Consider the following 20,424-nt stretch of genomic DNA (forward strand, 5'->3'; position numbering starts at 1 on the left):
TTACTTTCGCTTTGGTTGAGGTTTAGGAATTTTTTCTTTATTGGGTGTCAAAGGTGGATCAATACTGCAAATAAATATTTTATCTCCGTGAGCAAAAGAAATAAAATTACCATCGGGACTAAACGAAATTGATCTTATAGGATTGTCATTTTCCAATTTAATTGCATTAACAGCTTCCCAGCCCGATGTATTGAAAATAGCTAATACACTATTCGAGCCTGCAATGAATAAATACTCTCCATCCGGACTGAATTTAAGATCACTAGCAGATGTAATATAGATGGAATGAATACTTTTAATGCTTCCCTCCCAGAACATATTCCAGATGGAAATTATATCCCTAAATCCGTTAAAAGTAGCACATGCTAGATATTTCCCATCCGGACTAAAGCAAAGATTTCTGAAATCTGTTAAATCATATTCATCATATTCTTTATCCTCATTGAAAAATTTATTCTTCTCATTCCAGGTTGAAACATCCCAAACTCGAATAAATTTCTCGTAAGAACTTGAGCTTGCTAAATATGACCCGTCCGGGCGGAATGCTAAGTCTGTAACTCTACCCTTATGGATGGTAATATTCTTAATACTTTTCCAGGATGAAGTCTCCCAAATATTAATTTTACCGTCTAAGGTTCCGGCTACGAAGCATTTTCCATCTGGACTAAATGCAAGAGAAGTGATTTCCTCTGAAGGTCCCGATAATTTTATATTACTATTAATGCTTGAGGGATCTGCGGATTCAAATTTTAGCGCATCCCAGATATAAATATTGCCGTCATCACAACCGCCTGCCAGGTATTTACCATCGACACTAAAGGTTATTTTGCTGATTAGTGATGGAGCCGGGATATTCAATTTTTTATAATTTACCCAATCCGGCAAATTATAGAAGATCGTAAAAACATTATCCACTGCGACAAGAACCTTCCCGTCAGGGCTGAATAAAACAGAATTGATGTTATTGCCGATTTTCCATTCTCTTGTTGTTGTAAGTTCTATTTGTGATAAATTTTTAATTGGGAATGAAGTTGTAAGAATAGATGTAAATATTATTGCTTTAATAATTCTATTCATCTTACACCTTTTATTTTATGAAATATATGTCCGGTCTCAAATCGTAAATAAGTTTTACAAAGACTTTGAACTCTGCTTCATTAAATGCTTCGTCGGTAATTCTAATACGTGGTCCGGAAAACAGTGTAATGCCAGGAATCGAACTATCAGCATTACCGCCGAGTAAAACATTTACGATTCTTCTGTTCAATTTCTTGAAGAAATTAATTCCGGTTATTTGTTTCTTATCAATTCGTGCAGGAATCATTTCCGTGCCGTAATAAACAGTAAAGCCATTCTTATCGATTTCAATCTTGTGGATTCCTTTTTTAAGCCAGATGCTGTAGTCAATTGCCAGATACAGAAATAGAATGAAGATTCCTAGAATAAAAAGGAAGGGATTAAAAAGTAATCTTACTGTCATTAAAAGGAACATAAGAAATGTTCCGCCGATCATTACCGCAACGTTTACAATGAGCTGATAAGTTCTTGAACCGGTCATTCTAAAAGTATCATTGTCAGCCGGAACATTTTTTGACTTTATTTCTTCCCAGCTTTCCGCTTTTTCAAAAGTAATTGAGTAGGTTTCCGGAGGGTATTGCCGCTCAAAATTTCTTTTTGTCAGTAGAGCAGACTGTGCTAAACCTCCAACAATGTTTCCTGTAGATGATAGTCCAGCTTTATCAACAATTTTACCGGTTGAAATTTCCTTTACAACTACGAAGTACATAATATTTCCGGTGTAGAGTTTTAGTTAGCCGGTAACTAAAATTCCGGCTAATGAATGATTTTTCCTGTTAATTAATGCATGAATGAAAAAATTTATGTTCAGCTTCGATTTTATTAATAGGTATGATAATTTGGATTGGCTTATGAGGTCGTTTTTAAATGATTGGCCAAAGGAAAAAGTCATTTTACCGCATAGGTGCAATGACATATATCTGTTCGGTATTTAATATGTCGAACCGGAAAAGAGAAATTGAGACGGGCCAACTATTTTCAATTGAATAAAGTGTGAAGAATATATCATGATAGCCGTAGGAAACTTAGCAAACGGAATTAATTTTATCAACGATACTTTTAATATAATTTATTGAGAAAATTGAGAATGTTTAATTATTGATTTTATTCTATTTCTTTATATTATTTATTACCATGGGACATATAACAAAAGTAAGTGACTCCTTTTTCATTGGAAATTGACTACCTAAGTCTTTAGGTTCGGATTAGACTTTCAAAATTTTCAGAGAAAAAAGCTTGAAAACAGGATATTCGTTAGCCATAATTCTTATAAACGCATCACTTGTCTTTTCTCAAAACTACAATTGGGTTAAACACGATTCACTTGTAAAAGCCGGAATAAACCAGATTTACAGCATCGAATTTGATAAAGCCGACCGGACTTTCGATAAAATTGAAAAAGAATATCCGTCACATCCTTCCGGTAAATTCTTCAAAGCAATGACAACCTGGTGGCGAATTCTTCTCGACCTCGACAACGAAAGCATGGATGATAAATTCTATGACCAGCTTGAGGAATGCATCGATATGTGTGACGATATCCTCGATAAGAACGAAAGAAATGTTGATGCAATGTTTTTCAAAGGGGGCTCGCTCGGATTCAGGGGACAGCTGCTTGCAATCCGCGAAAGCTGGTTTAAAGCCGCACTGGATGGAAAAGACGGTTTAGGTCTTGTCTTCAAATCGTATGAGGTCGATCCCAAGAACGTAGATGTTCAGCTCGGTTTCGGAATATATCACTATTATGCCGACGTTATCCCCAAGAAATATCCGGTTGTAAAACCTTTTATGATTTTCTTCCCTAAAGGCGATAAGGAGAAAGGCCTTAAGGAACTGGAATACGTTGCCCTTAATGGACGGTACACACTTGTAGAATCGAGACACTTTTTACAGAAACTTAATTTCCAGTTCGAAGAGAATATGGAGGAATCGAGACGGTGGGGAAGAGCGTTGCTGCGCGATTACCCCAATAATCCGAACTTTCAGAAATATTACGGGCTAACATATGTTAAAGAGAATAACTATCCCGAAGCCGTAAAAACTTTCCGTGATATTTTTTTAAAATCTGAAAAAGGTCTGCCGGGATATAATAAACGTTATAAAAGAGAAGCTTCCTATTACATCGGCCAGGAATTCAAAAACAGGAATATCGCAGATTCGGCTGCCCACTTTTTTGAAATGTCTGAAAAACTCTCTCGTGAACTGGATAAAGGAAACGAATCCGGATTTTTAATCAACACAGTATTATATCTCGGGCAGTTATACGATCTTCTGGGAAATCGGGATAAAGCGGTAAAATATTATAATGAAGTTCTGCGCCTTAAGGAGCGGAATAATTCCCACGACATCGCAAAACAATATCTTAAAACTCCTTACAGGAAGTAACGGGATAAGAAATTAAAGTTCTGTATTTCTTAAAGCTTTGTAGAGATTCCGAATCTGTGAAGCGAGCCGATGTAGCCCATCGAAGAAAAAGCATAATCTATTACGTACGAGCTAACATTAAAACCGATTCCAAGACTGAATCCTGCTAAACCCGGCGTGGAGCCGATCTTAAATTCCTTCCTCTTTTCATTATCGTATCCGAATCGAAGCCTGAAACTGGTACCCAATTTGAATTCTCCTCCGATTGTTATCTGCTTGAATCGGTCGAAAAATGTCTCCTGGTTTTCGTTCAGTTTATTGAACGACCAGTAGAGTCTGAATGGTAGATTTTCCAGCTGCTTGGAAAATCCGAGCCGGATATCAATCGGTAATTCCTCTTTCGTGTCGAAGTAGGATGAAATCTGTCCGCCCAGATTTAATATTGAAAATCCGAAATTCCATTTTGATTCAGGGATTTCGTAATGCAAACCTAAATCGAATGCGACAGCCGAAGAAGAGTATTCTTCAATCCCGGAATAAATAAATTTAATATTCGCGCCGTAATAAAAATTCTGATCGAGTTTATTTCCGTATCCCACAATAAAAGCCACATCACCGGCACCGAAATTTCCGTATGTCATTCCGTTTGCATCCGCTTTAGTAAATTCGCCGTAGTTAATATATTGAACTGCGGCGGAGAACCGGCCGATATTCTCAAATTCACGTGAATAAACCAGTGAAGCCGAGTTAATATCCATAAGGTGTTTAAGAAATGAAAATGAGATTGGCGACTCTGTAAGAAAGTTGATGCCCGCCGGGTTATAGAAAATTACATTAGGATCGTCATTGTTCGATACAAAACTCCCGGCCACCGCGGCAGCGCGGGGTGACGTATCCAGATTAAGAAATTTATATGTGCTTTGCGGATATAGAGATGCCGTTGTAAAAATGAACAAAAGCCAGATTTTTTTCATATTTCTTCCAAATTGACGCACGATTTTAAAGATTATTGTTTATAAAGGCAAGGTACTGATTTAGGACCGGTGTTAATCCCTTCTATCGGATAAACTAATCCGAGGAACATTTATCATCCCGTTTCTGTTACATTTGTCAAAGTTTAGATAAATTTGAAACGGAAAAAAGAAGGAGTGAAAATGAACGGATTTAAAACCGTTATTCTTATGACAATTATGATGGTACTCTTCCTTATTGTAGGTAGCGTACTCGGCGGTCAGCAGGGTCTTATGATGGCATTTGTGATTTCACTTGTAATGAATTTCGGGGCTTACTGGTTTTCGGACAAAATCGTTCTTAGTATGTACCGTGCCCGGCAGGTAACCCGTGAAGATCAGCCTCAATTATATGATATGGTTGAAAAACTTGCATCCAGGGCCGAACTCCCGATGCCTAAAGTATATATTATGGAGAACCCTACGCCTAACGCATTTGCAACCGGAAGGAATCCTCAGAACGGAGCTGTTGCCGTCACAACAGGTATTATGAAAATTCTTAACAGGGAGGAACTCGAAGGCGTTATAGCTCATGAGCTCTCGCACATACGCAACAGGGATATTCTTGTCGGCACTATTGCCGCAACTCTTGTAGGCACTATTACATTTCTTGCCCGTATGGCCGGTTATGCCGCTATGTTCGGCGGCAGCAGCAGAGACGACAACGACCGTGGCGGAAATATTTTCTACGAATTAGCTCTTCTAATTGTCGCCCCTATTGCGGCTGTATTGATCCAGATGGCTATTTCAAGATCGAGGGAATATATGGCCGATGAAGGCGGAGCTAAAATATCCGGTAAACCGATGGGACTTGCTAATGCCTTGAGCAAACTGAACCAGGCTAATGAAATGCTGCCGATGGCTCATGCAGGCGCATCTTCCGCTCATATGTTTATTGTCAATCCGCTCAGCGCCCGTTCTATGATGAAACTCTTTTCAACTCATCCTCCGATTGAGGAAAGAATAGAACGTTTGAAGGAAATTGCTGCGGGTCGAAGGTAATCTTTTTATCCGCCGTCCATGTACCGGGCGGCGGATTTCTTTTAATCATCTTTCGTTTGATATTCCATAATTGATTCTATAATTTGAGCCATAACAAATTGACGATGGAATTTTTTGAAAAGAATATTCTTAGTTTTCTTTCTGCTTATCATCAGTAATTCGCCGGTCCTTCTCCAACAAAAGACCAATCTTGATATTGCTTATCAATTAATTTCAAACTCAATTTCTAAAATCGATTCATTTGTTGTTAACAGGGAAAAAATTTCAAATTTTTCCTATACATCATCCGATTCATATAATTTCCTTAAATCTAAAGTCGCAGATAATCTATTAAAGTCCGGGTATAAGTTCGATGGATCCGGAAGTAATGCCACACTTGAATATTCGATTCATAACATAAAAGTTGAATACACCGAACCTTTTAAGGATGGTTTTTTCGGTGAGCTGATGGTTAAAAGGAATGTAATTTTTGAAGGAATTGCCCTTTTTACAGGACCGGATGGTGTCGTCTCGATTCGGCTGAATGAATCTTTAATTGATAGTGTAGAATTGGGCCGGATTGCGGAAATTGAGGACCAATCGATACCTTTCACAAGGGGGACAATCCCGGAAATTCCCCTTTTTTCCAACCTTCTGGAACCAATTATCGTGGTCGGTACTTTAATCGTTACAATTATTTTATTTTTTACAGTCAGAAGTAAATGAATATTTCGTTGAAATTTCCCCGATATGATGATAGCAGTATTTCACGGCTATTCATTTTTACTTATTTTTACAACTCGAATTTTTAATTGGGAGCAGTTTTTGAGAAATCAAATAAAGTACCTTTCTTTAACTTTTATTGCATTATTAATTGCGGCATGTTCTTCTTCTGTTGATACATCTCAAATGACACCGGAAGATTATTTTAAATATGTGATGGAATTATTTAACGACGAAGATTATGAAGTGGCAATCGTAGAGTTTCAGAATATACTGCTTCAGTACCCCGGCAGCTCTGTAAATGATGATGCGCAGTATTATCTTGGCATGACATATTTCAACCGGGAACAGTTTCTCCTTGCCGCGTATGAATTCAGCAAACTGATTCGTAATACGCCTGCTAGCCCTTTCGTACCCGACGCACAGTTTATGCTGGGCGAGTCCTATTACCAGTTGGCTCCGGGTTATCCCCTCGATCAGGCATATACGAAAAAAGCAATCGAGGAGTTTCAGGCATTCATTGATTTCTTCCCGGCCAGTCCAAAAGTTGAACAGGCTGAAATGAAAATAAAAGAGATGAATGAACGTCTCGCGGAAAAGGAATACCAGAGCGGATTGATTTATGAGAAAATGGAATATGAATACGCCGCTTTGAAATATTATACTTATGTAACAGAATCGTTTCACGATACAAAGTATGCGCCGGTCGCGTTATACAACAAGATAAAGATCGAAGTTAAGAAAGGGATGAATAACGAAGCGCTTGCCGATATAGCCCTCTTTCTGAGCCGGTATCCCGATCACCCGAATGCAGGAGAACTACAAAGCATTGAATCAGGATTGACGAATAAATGAGTACAGCTCAGAAAAAAAGAAGTAAGTTTGTAAGCGAATCGGTTGTTACTATGACCGAGCTTGTACTGCCCAACCATACAAATCAGCTTGGTAATCTTCTGGGCGGACAGTTAATGCACTGGATCGATATATGCGCCGCTCTTGCTTCGGCAAAACACTCGCAGCGCGTTTGTGTTACAGCGTCGGTAGACAGGATTGACTTTCATCATCCAATTAAACTTGGAAATGTTGTAACTTTGATCGCCTCGGTTAATAGAGCCTTCAAAACTTCTATGGAGGTCGGGGTTAAAGTTTTTACCGAGTCGTATGTAGAAGGAAAAAAAATTCACTCAAATTCTGCATATTTGACTTTTGTAAGTGTTGATGAAAATGGAAAACCAGTTGATACATTCGAAATTGTACCGGAATCAGATGAAGAGAAACGCCGGTTTGAAGATGCACTCAATAGAAGAAAAGCCCGTCTTGAAAGCAGGCCGAATATTTAGCATTTCATTCTTATTAATATTTCTTGTAACCTCAGAATTGTCCGCGCAAATTCCCCTGAACGGTTTCTGCGGATATCAGGAGTTTACGACTTCAAAAAATCAAACTAGAATTTTTCCGATCGATATAAATTCCGACGGATGGCGCGATTTTATCCTCTCGGATCAGGTTACTAAAAAATTCTCGATTCAAACCCGGAATAAAAATATATTTTCCTCTCCAGGCGGTAGGTTTACATCGGTTTCATTTTACGATCTTATCCCAGCGGGACCGGAACAGGGAAGGGGCAGAAAATTTGCTTTCATTTCAAGAAAGGAAAGAGAAGCCGGATTTGTAATTATCAATCGCTCCGGTATTCCTTCGTTCCAATTGAAGAAAAAATATGAATCGTATCCTTCAAGCATGGATTTAGATGCTCCGGATAAAAACGGAAAATCCCAGATGCTGGTCTCCGGAAGCAGTTTTAAAGGATTATCATTATTAAAAGAAGAAAGAAATAAATTAACTGAAACCTTAATTGACAACGAGCAGATCTATTCCTGTTCAAGGTTTTTTGATCTCGATTACGACGGCTACCAGGATATTGTAGCATTAAACCTGCTCAGGAATTCATTAATTCTTTTTTACAACGACAGGTCGGGTAACTTCCGCCCTTCCCGGTCAATCGGATTACAGAGCGAACTAAAACAATTCAGCGTGGCGGATTTTAACAGCAATGGTTTTAATGATCTGGTATTTACAACCAAATACGGTTTCGAAGTGCTGCTTGGCGATTCAGTTTCATCATTCGAAAAGAGAATTGTATTAAACACACCTTTGCCACCGGACCGGTATACCATACTTGATTTTAACGGCGACGGGTTCAACGATGTTGCTTACATAAATATTGAATCAGGAAAACTTTTCATTTCCTATGCAAAAAGTTCAGAGGAATTCTTCCCGTACGTTACATACTTCCAGAAGAAAGGCCTTGTGGATCTATCCGGTTATATCGATCGGGACGGAAGAAAACTGGCAGTGCTTAACTCAGAGGGTAGAATTTATCAGCTGGAACGGATTACTGAATCTGGCAATGTTTCAATTGCACTGGGACTAAATCCGTCAATTATCGGAACTTACGATCTTCCTGTTTACAAGAGTAAAGGAATTTTCTTTGTCGATAAGGATGATCTGAAAATAAACTTTTTGGAATCCAGGAAAAGACTTTACGATACATATTTCTCAATTCCGGTTGCACAGGATTATAAAAATGTAGTCGTTGATGAGATCAGCAAAGATCACAAAACATTTTATTTCTATTCCGAGGGTGAAAAACTTATTGAATTGCTTCGAATAGGTTACCCTAAACTGGAATTCTCCAAAAGATTTTTTTACGCAAACGGGCCGATATACGATCTTAAGATTACAAGCGACCGGGTAAAAGACAGGCAGACTATTTTTCTCTTATCAGGCAAAGATCGAAAACTCTTTATAGAACAATTTGAATTCAGGGATTTCAGATATTTGAGCGCCGGTGTGGATCAGGTTGCTGAGGATGTTATGAATGCCGCTCTTTCTTTTAATTTGTATAAAGAAATTTTTCATTTCAATAGGGAAAAAGAAAAACTTTCTTTGCTTAAATCAGTTTATAATAGAAAAGTAATTGGTAAGGAAATCCTTGCAAACAGGAGAATTCCGGAAGATTTTAATCCTCTTTTGGAAGTAAAAAGTTTTAACGACAGAATCCGAACAGAAAATACTGTCGCCGCTTTTATTAGTCTTGAAAATAACACCGAACTCAGCCTATTCACTTTAAGATGGAGCGGTAGAATTAAACTGGACGATTTTAACCCCGAACCCGGTTCGATGATCTACCTTGATGATGACGAACAGAATAGCCTCTTTCTTTACGACCGCAGGAAAGGAAAGGTAAGAAGGGTAAACATAAATATTCAGAGCCAGGATTTAAGCTCGCGGGATGTTTTTGAATCAAAGACTATCAATAGTTATATTGTCGATAAATTAAATAATAGAAATGAATTTTTTATTTACACCGATAGTTCCGACAACCTTATAAAAATAGAACAGATTAAATGATAAAATTTTCCGGATTAATACTCATATTAATAGCAGCAGTTGCTTTGAAAGCTCAGAACCTGGATTCGCTTTACAATGAATTCATTAGAATTAAGACTGTTCCTCTTACTGAAAAGGACCGGCATCAAACAGCAGTTGATAAGATTCCTGTTAAATGCGGATTCGGAATAGTTAACGATGTTAAAATCAACTTCAACAAATTCACTCAAAAACAGAAAGAAGTGCTCGCCGGATTTTTAAACCGTCCCGGTTCGGATACAAGTTTTGTAACTCCTTCCGGCAAATTCAGAATTCATTTTAGGAAGAGCGGATTTGAATCGCCGGTATACAGCTTAAACGATCTTGCAAAGGCAATTGATTCCTCATACAATTTTCAGGTGCTTAAACTCGGGTATCCTGCCCCGCCTACGGATTCAGGTGCCGGAGGAGATGATCTTTACGATATTTATATAGTCGGAAATCCCGGAACCGGTGTTTACGGTTATACTGAACTGGAATCGGAATTGGGAAACGGAAGATGGACAAGTTTTATGGTGATAGATAACGATTTCTCTTCCGTGTTTACAAAAGGAATTGATGGAGCCAGGGTTACAGTTGCCCACGAAATGCACCATGCAATTCATTCCGGAAATTTCATTTACCGTTCTTCAGATAGTTTCTTTAATGAGCTTTCTTCCACGGCAATGGAGGAATTTGTTTTCGATTCGATCAATGATTACTACTTTTATATTCATTCTTATACTTATAATCCTCAAAGATCTTTTGGAAGAGCCTGGATTACTGACGGATACGATCTGGCCGTCTGGAATATTTTCCTCAAAGAGAGATTCGGTTTCGGAATTCTGAAAAGAACATGGGAACTGATGAAAGATAAGAGGGCTCTGAATGCTATTGCAGATGCTATAGCAGAAGCTGGTTCAATGTTTAAAAATGAATTTTGCCTCTTTGGTCAGTGGCTCTATTTTACCGGAAGCAGAGCGGTGCCCGGTAAATATTTTGAAGAAGCTCAAAACTATCCGCGGATTAATCCATTTATGGTTATGCCGTTCTCCAAACCGGTATCAGAAGTTAATATTGCTTCAAATCCGGTTTCACTCAATTACCTTATGTTCTACGATAATTCCTCGGCTGCCGATACGTTTTATGCAATAATTGCCAATTCCGATTTAGCAAACGGAGTAAATGATATTACTAAATCGCTCTCCTTTAAATACAGTTTGTCGAATCAGGCAGGCTCCGGTTATAGAAAAATACGGGACGGCTACTTTACAAATCTTGAAAGCGACAATTTATTTCTCCTCTCCGAGATAAATATTTTTAATAATTCACCAATTGATTTCATTTCAACAACAGAAATCGATTATGCTTTTCCGCAGCCGTTCAGGTATTCGAAGGATTCGTTTATTTATTTCCCTGCGGGGAATTCTGATGACGCATACGCTTTTCTCAACGTCTATTCACCGGATATGGATCTTGTTTTCAGCGGTGAGGAGAGGATAATCGCTTCCGATAAAAAAGTTCTTTTGTGGAATCCCAAAAACAATAATGGAAGCAAATTAAAGACCGGTGTTTATATTTACATTGTAAAAAGCGGCGATATTATAAAAAAGGGAAAGTTTGTAGTCTATAATGACTGATTATAAAGTAACACTCGAAAATCTTGTAAAATATTTCGGAAGACGGCTCGTCTTTAACGATTTGAATTTCTCTTTCGAAGCCGGAACTATTTACGGTATATCGGGTCCGAATGGATCTGGAAAATCGACACTTGTAAAGATATTGTCGAATATCATCTCTCCAACCCGCGGTAAAGTAATTCACGAATCGGGCGGAAAAATAATTGAGCCCGAAAATCTCCACAATTATATCGGTTTTGTTTCCCCGTACCTGTTTCTTTATGATGAATTCACGGCAGAAGAAAACCTCGTTCACTTTGCAAATATAAGGGGGATTAAATTTGACAGGGAGCGCTCCGGTTTTCTGCTCAGCAAACTGAATCTTTATGAAAGACGGGGGGATCTTGTACGTGGTTATTCTTCCGGAATGAAGCAGCGTCTGAAATTTATTTTTGCGCTACTCCATAATCCGCAGTTGATAATTCTGGATGAACCGACTTCCAATCTTGACAACGACGGTAAAGAAAAAGTTTATGAATTAATAAAAGAAGAAGCTAAATCGAATATCGTTATAATTGCTTCGAATGAAGATTCAGATTTGCAGTTGTGTAAAGAGACAATTAATATAGAGAATTATAAACGGAATAAAAGATAGGACTCTGCGTTCTCTGCGTGTTAATCTTTAAAGAATTTCACGCAGAGATCGCAAAGGAAAACTTAGATGAAATCATATTCACTATTCAAGAAAGACTGGCAATCGGAACTTCGAACACGTTATGCGATTAATGCCCTTGCTATGTTTATACTTGTGACCATCAGTGTAATAATGTTCTCGATAGGCAGCGAAAAAATAACTTCATACCTTACCGGCGGTCTTCTATGGGTGGTAATCTTTTTCTCTGCAATGTCCGGATTATCACGTGCGTTCATTTCCGAGGAGGAGCGGGGCACAACCATGACTCTTCATTTGATCGCATCCCCATCAACAATTTTTTCAGGTAAATTGATTTTCAACCTGCTGCTTGTTTTCCTTATGAATTTTGCAATAACATTCCTCTTTCTGATTCTTTTCGAATCTTTTATTATTAAGAACTTTTTACTTTTTGCCGTCACTTTTTTTCTTGGGAATATTGGTATCGCAATTTCTTCTACAATAATCGCGGCCATTATTTCGAAGGCCTCTTCCAAAGGAACTCTCTACCCGGTCCTTTCCTTTCCAATTCTTCTTCCGTTGATTCTCACACTTCTTGAGCTTACAAAATTTTCGATGGATGGAAATTCATTGAACGATTCTCTTGTTGAGATCCTCGTTCTTGTCTGCTATGATGTAATAATGCTTACGGCTTCCTATCTTTTATTCGATTTTATCTGGAAAGAGTGATTTTTTACTGATTTTGGCCGTTGTTAAATACCCCTTCAATTACTAAATTTAGCCAGGGTTTAGTTAATTATTCAAAAAATTCAGGTTGCCTGTGATCTATTGGGATGTCAGTCCGGACATTTTTTCTATAGGCCCCTTCGTAATCCGCTGGTATGGTCTTTTATTTGCGTTTTCATTTATAATCGGTTATCAGATTTTTTATGTGATATTCAAAAAAGAATCCCGACCGGATGCTATTTTGAATGATCTGATCTGGTATATGATTCTTGGAACCGTCCTCGGTGCACGCCTGGGTCACTGTTTTTTCTACAATCCTGCCTATTATCTCGCCAACCCGCTCGAAATTCTGCAGGTGTGGAAGGGAGGTTTGGCAAGTCATGGCGCAGCACTTGGTATTCTGCTGGCAATATACATTTTTGTAAGAAAGCACAAAGAATTCTCATACCTCTGGATACTCGACAGAATTGTAATAACTGTAGCGCTGGGCGGATTTTTTATCAGAATGGGAAATCTGTTCAATTCGGAAATTATCGGTAAACCAACCGACCTGCCCTGGGCATTTGTTTTTCCTGCAGTAGATGGTGTGCCGCGTCATCCTGCCCAGTTTTATGAAGCGCTTGCATACCTTGCAATTTTCTTTTTCCTCCTCTTTTACTATTTCAAAAAATCGGGAATATTTAAAAACGGACTGCTTCTCGGATGGTTCCTCATTTCAGTTTTTGCATTCCGGTTCCTGGTTGAATTTGTAAAAGAAGATCAGACTTATTTTGAAAAGGGCTGGCTTTTAAATATGGGTCAGCTGCTCAGTATCCCTTTCATAATTCTGGGAGTTTATCTTGTCTTTCATAAGGACAAAAAGATTTTAAAACTATAAATGGAAAGCGACTTAATTAATGATTAGAAAAATATACATCTTCCTTATCGCGGTTCTAATAATTACTATCTCATATTCATTTACCGGCTGTATCAAATCCGAATCTTACGATCCTTCAAAAGACACATTGCGTTATGAAGGGGAAGTTCACATTAGAAATATCCGTCAGCTTACTTTCGGCGGAAACAATGCCGAGGCGTACTGGAGTTTTGATGATAAACTGCTGGTCTTTCAGAGCGACTGGGATAAGATAAATCCGCAAGGCTGCGATCAGATTTTCATAATGAATGCCGATGGGTCCGATCTTACCGGCGGAAATAAATATCAGCTCGCTTCAACCGGAAAAGGACGAACTACGTGCAGCTATTTTTTAAGTGACGGAAGAATAATTTACGCTTCTACACACGAAGCCGATGCCAAATGCCCGGAAACCGTTATGTTCTCCGGCGGAAGGTATGTCTGGCCGATTTATAATTCGTATGATGTTTATGTTGCTAATGCTGATGGTTCTAATCCCGAATTACTTATCGGCGGTGAAAGTTATGATGCTGAAGCTACTGTATCACCTGACGGACGATATATTATTTTTACTTCCACACGTTCCGGCGATCTGGAATTATGGCGTTATGATATTCAAACCAAAGAGTATTTGCAGTTAACCAATGAACTTGGTTACGACGGCGGCGCTTTCTTCTCACGCGATTCTAAATATATTGTCTGGCGTGCGAGCAGACCTGAAGGCGAAGATGCAGAAAATTATAAAAAACTTCTTGCCGAGGGTTTAGTAGAACCGAAAGAGCTTAATATTTTTGTCGCTGATATTGATGGTAAAAATGCACGACAGGTTACAGAATTACCCGGAGCAAACTGGGCGCCTTTTTTCCACCCGGATGGCAAAAAAGTGCTCTTCTGTTCAAATCATCATTCACTCAACGAAGGCGGCAGACGCTTCGATATCTTTATGATTAATATTGACGGAACCGGGTTAAAACAAATAACCAACTCGGGAATATTCGATGCTTTCCCGATGTTCTCTTACGACGGTAAAAAGCTCGTCTTCTGTTCAAACAGAAATGCAGAAAGAAAACCCTCAAGGGACACAAACATTTTTATTGCTGACTGGGTTGAAGAACCCGAAAAATAATTTAATACTATGACAGAAAAAGAATTCTCCCAGAAGTGGATTGAAAAGATTAAGGCGGAGCTTAAGAACTTTCCGGATGATTTTGTTCATTCCGATAAGTACGAGGAGATATCTCTTCCCGGGAAAATTCTTTTTCTAAATCCGCCTTTATTCGGAAGCTATCAGCTTTCAGATGAGGCAGGCGATACTTTCTACTCCACGGACGATATGTTCCGGGCAAAATATGTCTATTACGCAAACAGGGTTAAACCTGCCCTGGTTAAGATTCCAGCAGATCAGCTTCAGACATATGAAGCGGTGCGCGACTACGAAAGATACCTCGACGGATTCCTGAAAGAGATGGAAAAAGATTTTAAGCAGATCTTCCAGAAGACGAAAGGATTTAAAATAATCTCTTCGCAGATTTTCAGTTCATTAAATCTTACCAGAACCTAAGGTGATTCATCTCGGTGATAATATCAGTTCCTACATCACTACTCATTTCGGAACAGACTATCTTAAAAATTATCTCGAATTTATTAACAGCGGTCATAATACATATCTCCGTTTTTCATCTAAATTATCCCGGGATAAAATTCTTGAGCGACTGAGCGGATACAATGTTCAGCTTGAACCTGTAAAAAACGTCGCTAATGCTTTTATAATAACTGGCGGGCAGTCTGTTGCCGGTAAGACGCTCGATTTTATTTTAGGCGCTTACTATATCCAGAGTCTCTCTTCAATGATCCCCGCGTTAGTCCTGAATCCTGCACCCGGTGATAAAGTTCTCGATCTGTGCGCCGCACCCGGTTCTAAAACCACCCAGCTTGCCGACATGATGGGCAACAGGGGTACCCTGATTGCAAATGAAATTTCGCTGGAGAGATTAAAAAGCCTCGTTTTCAACATCGATAAAATGAATCTTGTTAATGTCGGCGTACTTCAGGGGAAAGGGGAGCTGCTTAGTAAAATATATCAGAATTATTTTGATAAAATTCTCGTGGACGCACCCTGCAGCGCATTAGGAATACTTCAGAAGAAAAATGAAGTGAGCGGCTGGTGGAATGAGAAAAAAGCATCCGGACTTGCGGAAATACAATTTAAACTTCTCTTGAGCGCGATAAAGTCGTGCAAAGTCGGAGGTGAAATTCTCTATTCAACCTGCACCCTTGCTCTCGAAGAGAATGAACTGGTTCTGGATAAAATACTGAAGAAGTATCCGGTAGAACTTTTGGATATAGAACTGCCTGTAAAAAGCCGCGAAGCTTTTACTTATTACAAGGATCAGACTCTTGATAAGTCGATAAGTAAAGCACGAAGGATTGTACCGTGGGAGATCGGCTCGGAAGGATTTTTTGTAGCTAAACTTCGAAAAATTGGAGAGATAGAAAAATCATCCGAGATTATTAACAGGAAGAAAAATAGTTTTGTGAACTCCCGGAATCTTCAGATAAGAAAATTGCTTGATCTTCTTTGCGAATATTTCGGAATTGAGAGCAAACACTTTGAACAATACAAATTCCTGATTAAAAACGGTGATATTTATTTTGCGGATGAAGGACTGGAAATAGAAAATCCGGAAATATTTATTCGCGTCGGTTCTAAACTCGGACTGATTGATAAAAAGCAGTTTATTCAACTTCATACTCTAGCTGCTCAAACTTTTGGAATTAATTTCACCAGAAACGTAGTTGAGTTTAATGATATTAAAGACCTGGAAATTTATCTTAACGGTGGAACGATAAAGAGAGAATTTGGAACGACGGGACAGAAAATTGTTAAATGGGATAACATGATTATCGGCACAGCTTCATTATCCAAAGACGGATTGAAGAGTCAGTTCCCGCGGGCTTTACGAACACAGGAAATTATTATCAAGTAGTTACTGCTTAAAACCATCCGCTTCTTATTCAAAAAATTATAATCGCAAAATCTGTGACTTATTATCTTTTTTGAAATGATACTGACCGGATGATTTCCTTAATAAACTGTTGCTATTCCAGGTCGAATTATTTACCATAAGTACGGAATCAAAAAAATTTCTCTCCTAAATAAAAATTATGTGTTAAAGTAGATACTGCAGTTCGACAGATAAATTTTTTAATTAAGTAAAAATCTACTCTTGTAAGAGGTATCGAATAATTTAGAAACCTTATTTAGGAGGGCAAAATGAGTTCTGATATTCTTCTTAAAAATTGCATTGCCAGACTTTCTATTTACCCGATTGTACTATTATTCCTTTTCCAAATTTCTATTGCCGGTCAGGGTTTTTCTTCAAATCTTAAAATCAATCATTTGACCCAGGGTGATCAGAATACAGATGGGGGAAATTCTATTGTTGTAAACGGCAATAATGTCTATGTCTTATGGCAGGATCTTAATACTACATTTTCTTCTTATATATCAAAATCAACGGACGGAGGGACAAGCTTTGGTAACGGGATTAAGATTGGAGGAAATGATCCGCATCTGTTCGGTGCCATGGCAGCTAATAATTCCGGCACTCTTTTCACTGTATGGAGCGGAGTTGTTAATGATAATCTGACAGGCGTTTATTTTTCCAGATCAACCGATCAGGCAGCAACGTTCAGCTCTCCTGTTACGATTTCATCCGACGGTTTCATTTCTCAGATAGCTGTTAATGGCGACAATGTTTATGTCTGTTTCTTCAGACCGAAAGCCGATAATAAAACGGGTCTCTTCTTTGCAAGATCTACAAATGGAGGGGCGAATTTCGAAACTCCCTATGAAGTTACAGATGCAGTAATCGGAAGCAACTCGGTTAAATTTGATTCACCTAATTCGATATCCGTTGATGCACAGGGTAATATATTCTGTATATGGAATGATGGCAGAAGAGGCGGAAGCGGTACTGATATATACTATGCGAAATCTACAAATAACGGTGTAAGTTTCGGCCAGAACAAAATGGTAAACAGCGTATCTGGCAGTGTTGATAAAAAACGGACAGCTCCAAGCATTTCGGCTTACGGTTCGAATCTTTATGTCGTCTGGAGAGAGGAGGACGATAATAACGGAAGCAACCGGAAAATCTACTTTAAAAAATCTACCGACGGCGGATCAACTTTCAGTACGGAATATGAAATCGCTTCCAACGGATTCGGATCCCCGTCCATGAATGTTAGCAGTAAAGGCGAGATTTATATTGCATATCCTAATTATTCCGGGGATAAGAACGGCATCTTCTGTACCAAATCCATTGATGGCGGAGTTTCATTCCCTAAAACTTCATTTGTAAACAGCACAAACGCGGATTCCAAAAATCCATCTCTCTTTGTGGATGCAAACGATATGATTTATTCTGTCTGGTCTGATAATAGAAGCAGCAACGATGGAGTCTATTTCTCGAAAGGAACAGTTACAATTACCGGCCTGGATGAAAAGCAGGATGTTATACCTGCTCAATTCCGATTGTCGCAGAATTATCCTAATCCGTTCAATCCTTCGACGGTGATTAGAGTATCGATCCCTGTTACTCAAACAGCGTCATTAAAAATATACGATTTTCTCGGAAGGGAGATTGCAACATTAATAAACGGGAGAATTGAACCGGGCAATTACGAGATTGAATTTGAATCAGGAGAACTTTCAAGCGGTATCTATTTATATCGGCTGCAAACCGAAAGTTTTTCCCAAACAAGGAAGATGATAATTATTAAATGAAAAAAGCGGCTCGCATAGAGCCGCTCTTATATTTAAACAGGTTATTATACATCAAAGTACATTTCGAATTCGTAGGGATGAGGCCTCAACGCCATCGGCTTGATCTCTTTTTCAACTTTATAATTTATCCACGCACGGATAACATCCTCTGTAAACACATTCCCTTTAAGCAGGTACTCATGATCTTCGGCAAGTGCTTTCAATGCCTGGGCTAGCGATTCGGGTGTTGACGGAACATCCTTCAGTTCTTCGGGGGACATATCGTAGATATCCTTTTCGAGCGGTTCACCCGGATCGATACGGTTCATAATTCCATCCAGACCCGCCATCATAATTGCCGAAAACGCGAGATACGGATTGGCAGCAGGATCCGGGCAGCGGAATTCCACTCTCTTAGACTTTGGAGAATTTGAATACATCGGAATTCTTATGGAAGCGCTCCGGTTTCTTTGAGAGTAAGCGAGATTCACGGGTGCTTCGAATCCGGGTACAAGCCGCTTATAGGAATTTGTAATTGGATTTGTAAAAGCGAGTAGCGAAGGTGCATGTTTTAATAATCCGCCGATAAAGTAGAGCGCCATATCGCTCAGTCCTGCATATCCGCCCCCTGCAAAGAGAGGTTTGCCTTTCAACCACAAACTTGTATGAACATGCATTCCGCTTCCGTTATCACCGAAGATCGGCTTGGGCATATACGTAACGGTTTTGCCGCGCTTCTTTGCCGTGTTTTTAATTACATATTTAAACATCAGCAATTGGTCAGCCGCGCGAAGAAGCGGTTTAAACTTCATATCGATCTCACACTGTCCGCCGCTTGCAACCTCGTGATGCTGGGCTTCTATCTCAATTCCCATATTGATAAGGTTCATAACCATTTCATTACGGAGATCCATCAGTTGGTCTGTCGGGGGAACCGGGAAATATCCTTCTTTAAAACGGGGTTTATATCCGAGGTTCGGATTCTCCTCGCGGCCGGAATTCCATTTACCTTCAATTGAATCGACTGTGTAGAATGAAAAATTAGGTCCGGAATCGAAACGGACATCATCGAATACGAAGAACTCTGCCTCGGGACCGAAATAGGATGTATCTGCCAGCCCGGTTGATTTCAGATATGCTTCTGCTTTCTGCGCGATGTTGCGAGGACAGCGGTCGTACTTTTCTCTGGTTGCCGGTTCGTATACATCGCATATTAATGATACTGTAGGTGCTTCGATGAACGGATCGAAAAACATAGTTTCGGAATCCGGAATGAGAAGCATATCGCTTTCGTGAATGCTTTTCCATCCGCGGATTGAAGATCCGTCGAACCCGAATCCGTCTTCAAATGAATCGGCTTTCAATTCTCCTGCCGGAACGGTAAAGTGCTGCCACTGTCCCGGGAAGTCCATGAACTTGAAATCGACGAACTGAATTTTGTTACTCTTAATGTATGAGAGAATTTCCTGAATCTTTGATGCAGATTTACCCATAGTTTCTCCTGAGTTATATGTTAATGTTTGTGGTCTCTTTAATTGTTGAAAGTACAAAATTTGTAACGGTCCGGTTTACACCCGGCCAGGATTGTATCTTACTTAAAAGCTGTTCGAGAGATTTTGTATCCTTAACCAGCGCTTTCATAATATGCGAGCCTTCGCCGAGTATAGCGTGGCATTCAAGTATCTCGGGAGTTTTTTTTACGTGATCGGTCAGCTTTTCGTAATTCTTTGAGGAGTCCATTATCACAACTATGAAAGCCATTATATCGAGGTTGAATTTGTGACGGTCGAGCTTTGTGTAATATCCCTCGATAATTCCGTTCTCTTCCAGCTTTCTGAGCCGTTCGCTCAGCGAGGGAAGTGAGAGGCCAGCAGCGTCGGCAAGTTCATTCCGCTTAGTCCTTCCGTTTTCCTGCAGCTTTTTCAGTATAATTAAATCTAAGCTATCCAGCATATATTTTCTTAATTATTTAGGTAATTATATTTAATTGACTGAAAAAATAAGGTATATAGAAATAATAAACAAATAAAAAAAGTTCTTCTTTTATTGCATTGCCGTAACCGGTTTCTTTTTTAGATTAGTATTCAAGATTTGGAGGGCTTTTGTTACAGAGGGTAAATTACGCCGTTGCGGTAATCCTGTTCTTATTTTCGGGGATCATCCGGCCGCAGGCAAATCCATTAATATCATCAATTATC

19 protein-coding genes are annotated in these 20,424 nt (G+C 39.1%); 14 read left to right on the top strand and 5 right to left on the bottom strand.

The annotated features are described in order from the left end of the window. Both PLZ15_06915 and PLZ15_06920 read right to left on the bottom strand, forming a co-directional pair. The gene (locus PLZ15_06915) at positions 1–1,077 is read right to left on the bottom strand and encodes a hypothetical protein (protein ID HOI29480.1); all 1,077 of its coding nucleotides are present in this window, start codon (positions 1,075–1,077) and stop codon (positions 1–3) included. Between the two features lie 10 nt (positions 1,078–1,087). Beyond that, positions 1,088–1,786, bottom strand: coding sequence for a hypothetical protein (locus PLZ15_06920; GenBank protein HOI29481.1), 699 nt, complete (start codon positions 1,784–1,786; stop codon positions 1,088–1,090). Positions 1,787–2,313: 527 nt separating this feature from the next. Here PLZ15_06920 and PLZ15_06925 point away from each other — a divergent pair. Then, a complete protein-coding gene (locus PLZ15_06925; protein ID HOI29482.1) occupies positions 2,314–3,462 on the top strand; it encodes a tetratricopeptide repeat protein in 1,149 nt (382 codons plus the stop codon). Between the two features lie 29 nt (positions 3,463–3,491). On the opposite strand, the gene porQ is transcribed toward PLZ15_06925, so the two are convergent. Further along, complete coding sequence (porQ, locus tag PLZ15_06930; protein ID HOI29483.1) at positions 3,492–4,415, bottom strand: type IX secretion system protein PorQ; 924 nt, start codon at positions 4,413–4,415, stop codon at positions 3,492–3,494. A 180-nt stretch (positions 4,416–4,595) separates the two neighbouring features. Here porQ and htpX point away from each other — a divergent pair, with 180 nt between their 5' ends. The 13 genes from htpX to PLZ15_06995 all read left to right on the top strand — a co-directional run bounded on the left by htpX (position 4,596) and on the right by PLZ15_06995 (position 18,247). Continuing rightward, positions 4,596–5,453 (top strand): zinc metalloprotease HtpX, encoded by an 858-nt coding sequence (htpX, locus tag PLZ15_06935; GenBank protein ID HOI29484.1) that lies wholly within the window; start codon positions 4,596–4,598, stop codon positions 5,451–5,453. A 114-nt stretch (positions 5,454–5,567) separates the two neighbouring features. After that, positions 5,568–6,158, top strand: a complete 591-nt coding sequence (locus PLZ15_06940) for a hypothetical protein (protein HOI29485.1) — start codon at positions 5,568–5,570, stop codon at positions 6,156–6,158. 99 nt (positions 6,159–6,257) lie between these two features. After that, complete coding sequence (bamD, locus tag PLZ15_06945; GenBank protein HOI29486.1) at positions 6,258–7,010, top strand: outer membrane protein assembly factor BamD; 753 nt, start codon at positions 6,258–6,260, stop codon at positions 7,008–7,010. Further along, the gene (locus PLZ15_06950) at positions 7,007–7,495 is read left to right on the top strand and encodes an acyl-CoA thioesterase (protein ID HOI29487.1); all 489 of its coding nucleotides are present in this window, start codon (positions 7,007–7,009) and stop codon (positions 7,493–7,495) included. Before bamD ends, PLZ15_06950 begins: the two co-directional genes overlap by 4 nt. Further along, positions 7,422–9,569 (top strand): VCBS repeat-containing protein, encoded by a 2,148-nt coding sequence (locus tag PLZ15_06955; GenBank protein HOI29488.1) that lies wholly within the window; start codon positions 7,422–7,424, stop codon positions 9,567–9,569. The genes PLZ15_06950 and PLZ15_06955 overlap by 74 nt, the downstream gene beginning before the upstream one ends. Continuing rightward, on the top strand, positions 9,566–11,206 hold the full coding sequence (locus tag PLZ15_06960) for a hypothetical protein (protein HOI29489.1): 1,641 nt from the start codon (positions 9,566–9,568) through the stop codon (positions 11,204–11,206). The genes PLZ15_06955 and PLZ15_06960 overlap by 4 nt, the downstream gene beginning before the upstream one ends. After that, a complete protein-coding gene (locus PLZ15_06965) occupies positions 11,199–11,840 on the top strand; it encodes an ABC transporter ATP-binding protein (GenBank protein HOI29490.1) in 642 nt (213 codons plus the stop codon). The genes PLZ15_06960 and PLZ15_06965 overlap by 8 nt, the downstream gene beginning before the upstream one ends. A 66-nt stretch (positions 11,841–11,906) precedes the next feature. Then, positions 11,907–12,566, top strand: a complete 660-nt coding sequence (locus PLZ15_06970) for a heme exporter protein CcmB (GenBank protein HOI29491.1) — start codon at positions 11,907–11,909, stop codon at positions 12,564–12,566. Positions 12,567–12,657: 91 nt separating this feature from the next. Further along, the gene (gene lgt / locus PLZ15_06975) at positions 12,658–13,440 is read left to right on the top strand and encodes a prolipoprotein diacylglyceryl transferase (protein HOI29492.1); all 783 of its coding nucleotides are present in this window, start codon (positions 12,658–12,660) and stop codon (positions 13,438–13,440) included. Between the two features lie 19 nt (positions 13,441–13,459). Beyond that, positions 13,460–14,584: a hypothetical protein gene (locus PLZ15_06980; GenBank protein HOI29493.1), complete on the top strand. Its 1,125-nt coding sequence runs from the start codon at positions 13,460–13,462 to the stop codon at positions 14,582–14,584. A 9-nt stretch (positions 14,585–14,593) separates the two neighbouring features. Beyond that, positions 14,594–15,019, top strand: coding sequence for a hypothetical protein (locus PLZ15_06985; protein ID HOI29494.1), 426 nt, complete (start codon positions 14,594–14,596; stop codon positions 15,017–15,019). 1 nt (position 15,020) lies between these two features. Further along, entirely contained in the window at positions 15,021–16,445 is a 1,425-nt protein-coding gene (locus PLZ15_06990) for an NOL1/NOP2/sun family putative RNA methylase (GenBank protein HOI29495.1), read from the top strand. A 287-nt stretch (positions 16,446–16,732) separates the two neighbouring features. Further along, complete coding sequence (locus PLZ15_06995; GenBank protein HOI29496.1) at positions 16,733–18,247, top strand: T9SS type A sorting domain-containing protein; 1,515 nt, start codon at positions 16,733–16,735, stop codon at positions 18,245–18,247. A gap of 44 nt (positions 18,248–18,291) precedes the next feature. On the opposite strand, the gene glnA is transcribed toward PLZ15_06995, so the two are convergent. Together glnA and PLZ15_07005 are read right to left on the bottom strand one after the other, a co-directional pair. After that, positions 18,292–19,719: a type I glutamate--ammonia ligase gene (gene glnA, locus PLZ15_07000; protein ID HOI29497.1), complete on the bottom strand. Its 1,428-nt coding sequence runs from the start codon at positions 19,717–19,719 to the stop codon at positions 18,292–18,294. Between the two features lie 13 nt (positions 19,720–19,732). Beyond that, positions 19,733–20,179 (bottom strand): Lrp/AsnC family transcriptional regulator, encoded by a 447-nt coding sequence (locus PLZ15_07005; protein ID HOI29498.1) that lies wholly within the window; start codon positions 20,177–20,179, stop codon positions 19,733–19,735. Between the last annotated feature and the right edge of the window lie 245 nt (positions 20,180–20,424).

Source organism: Melioribacteraceae bacterium (assembly GCA_035362835.1).
In the GTDB taxonomy this organism is placed as follows: Bacteria; Bacteroidota; Ignavibacteria; order Ignavibacteriales; family Melioribacteraceae; genus DSXH01.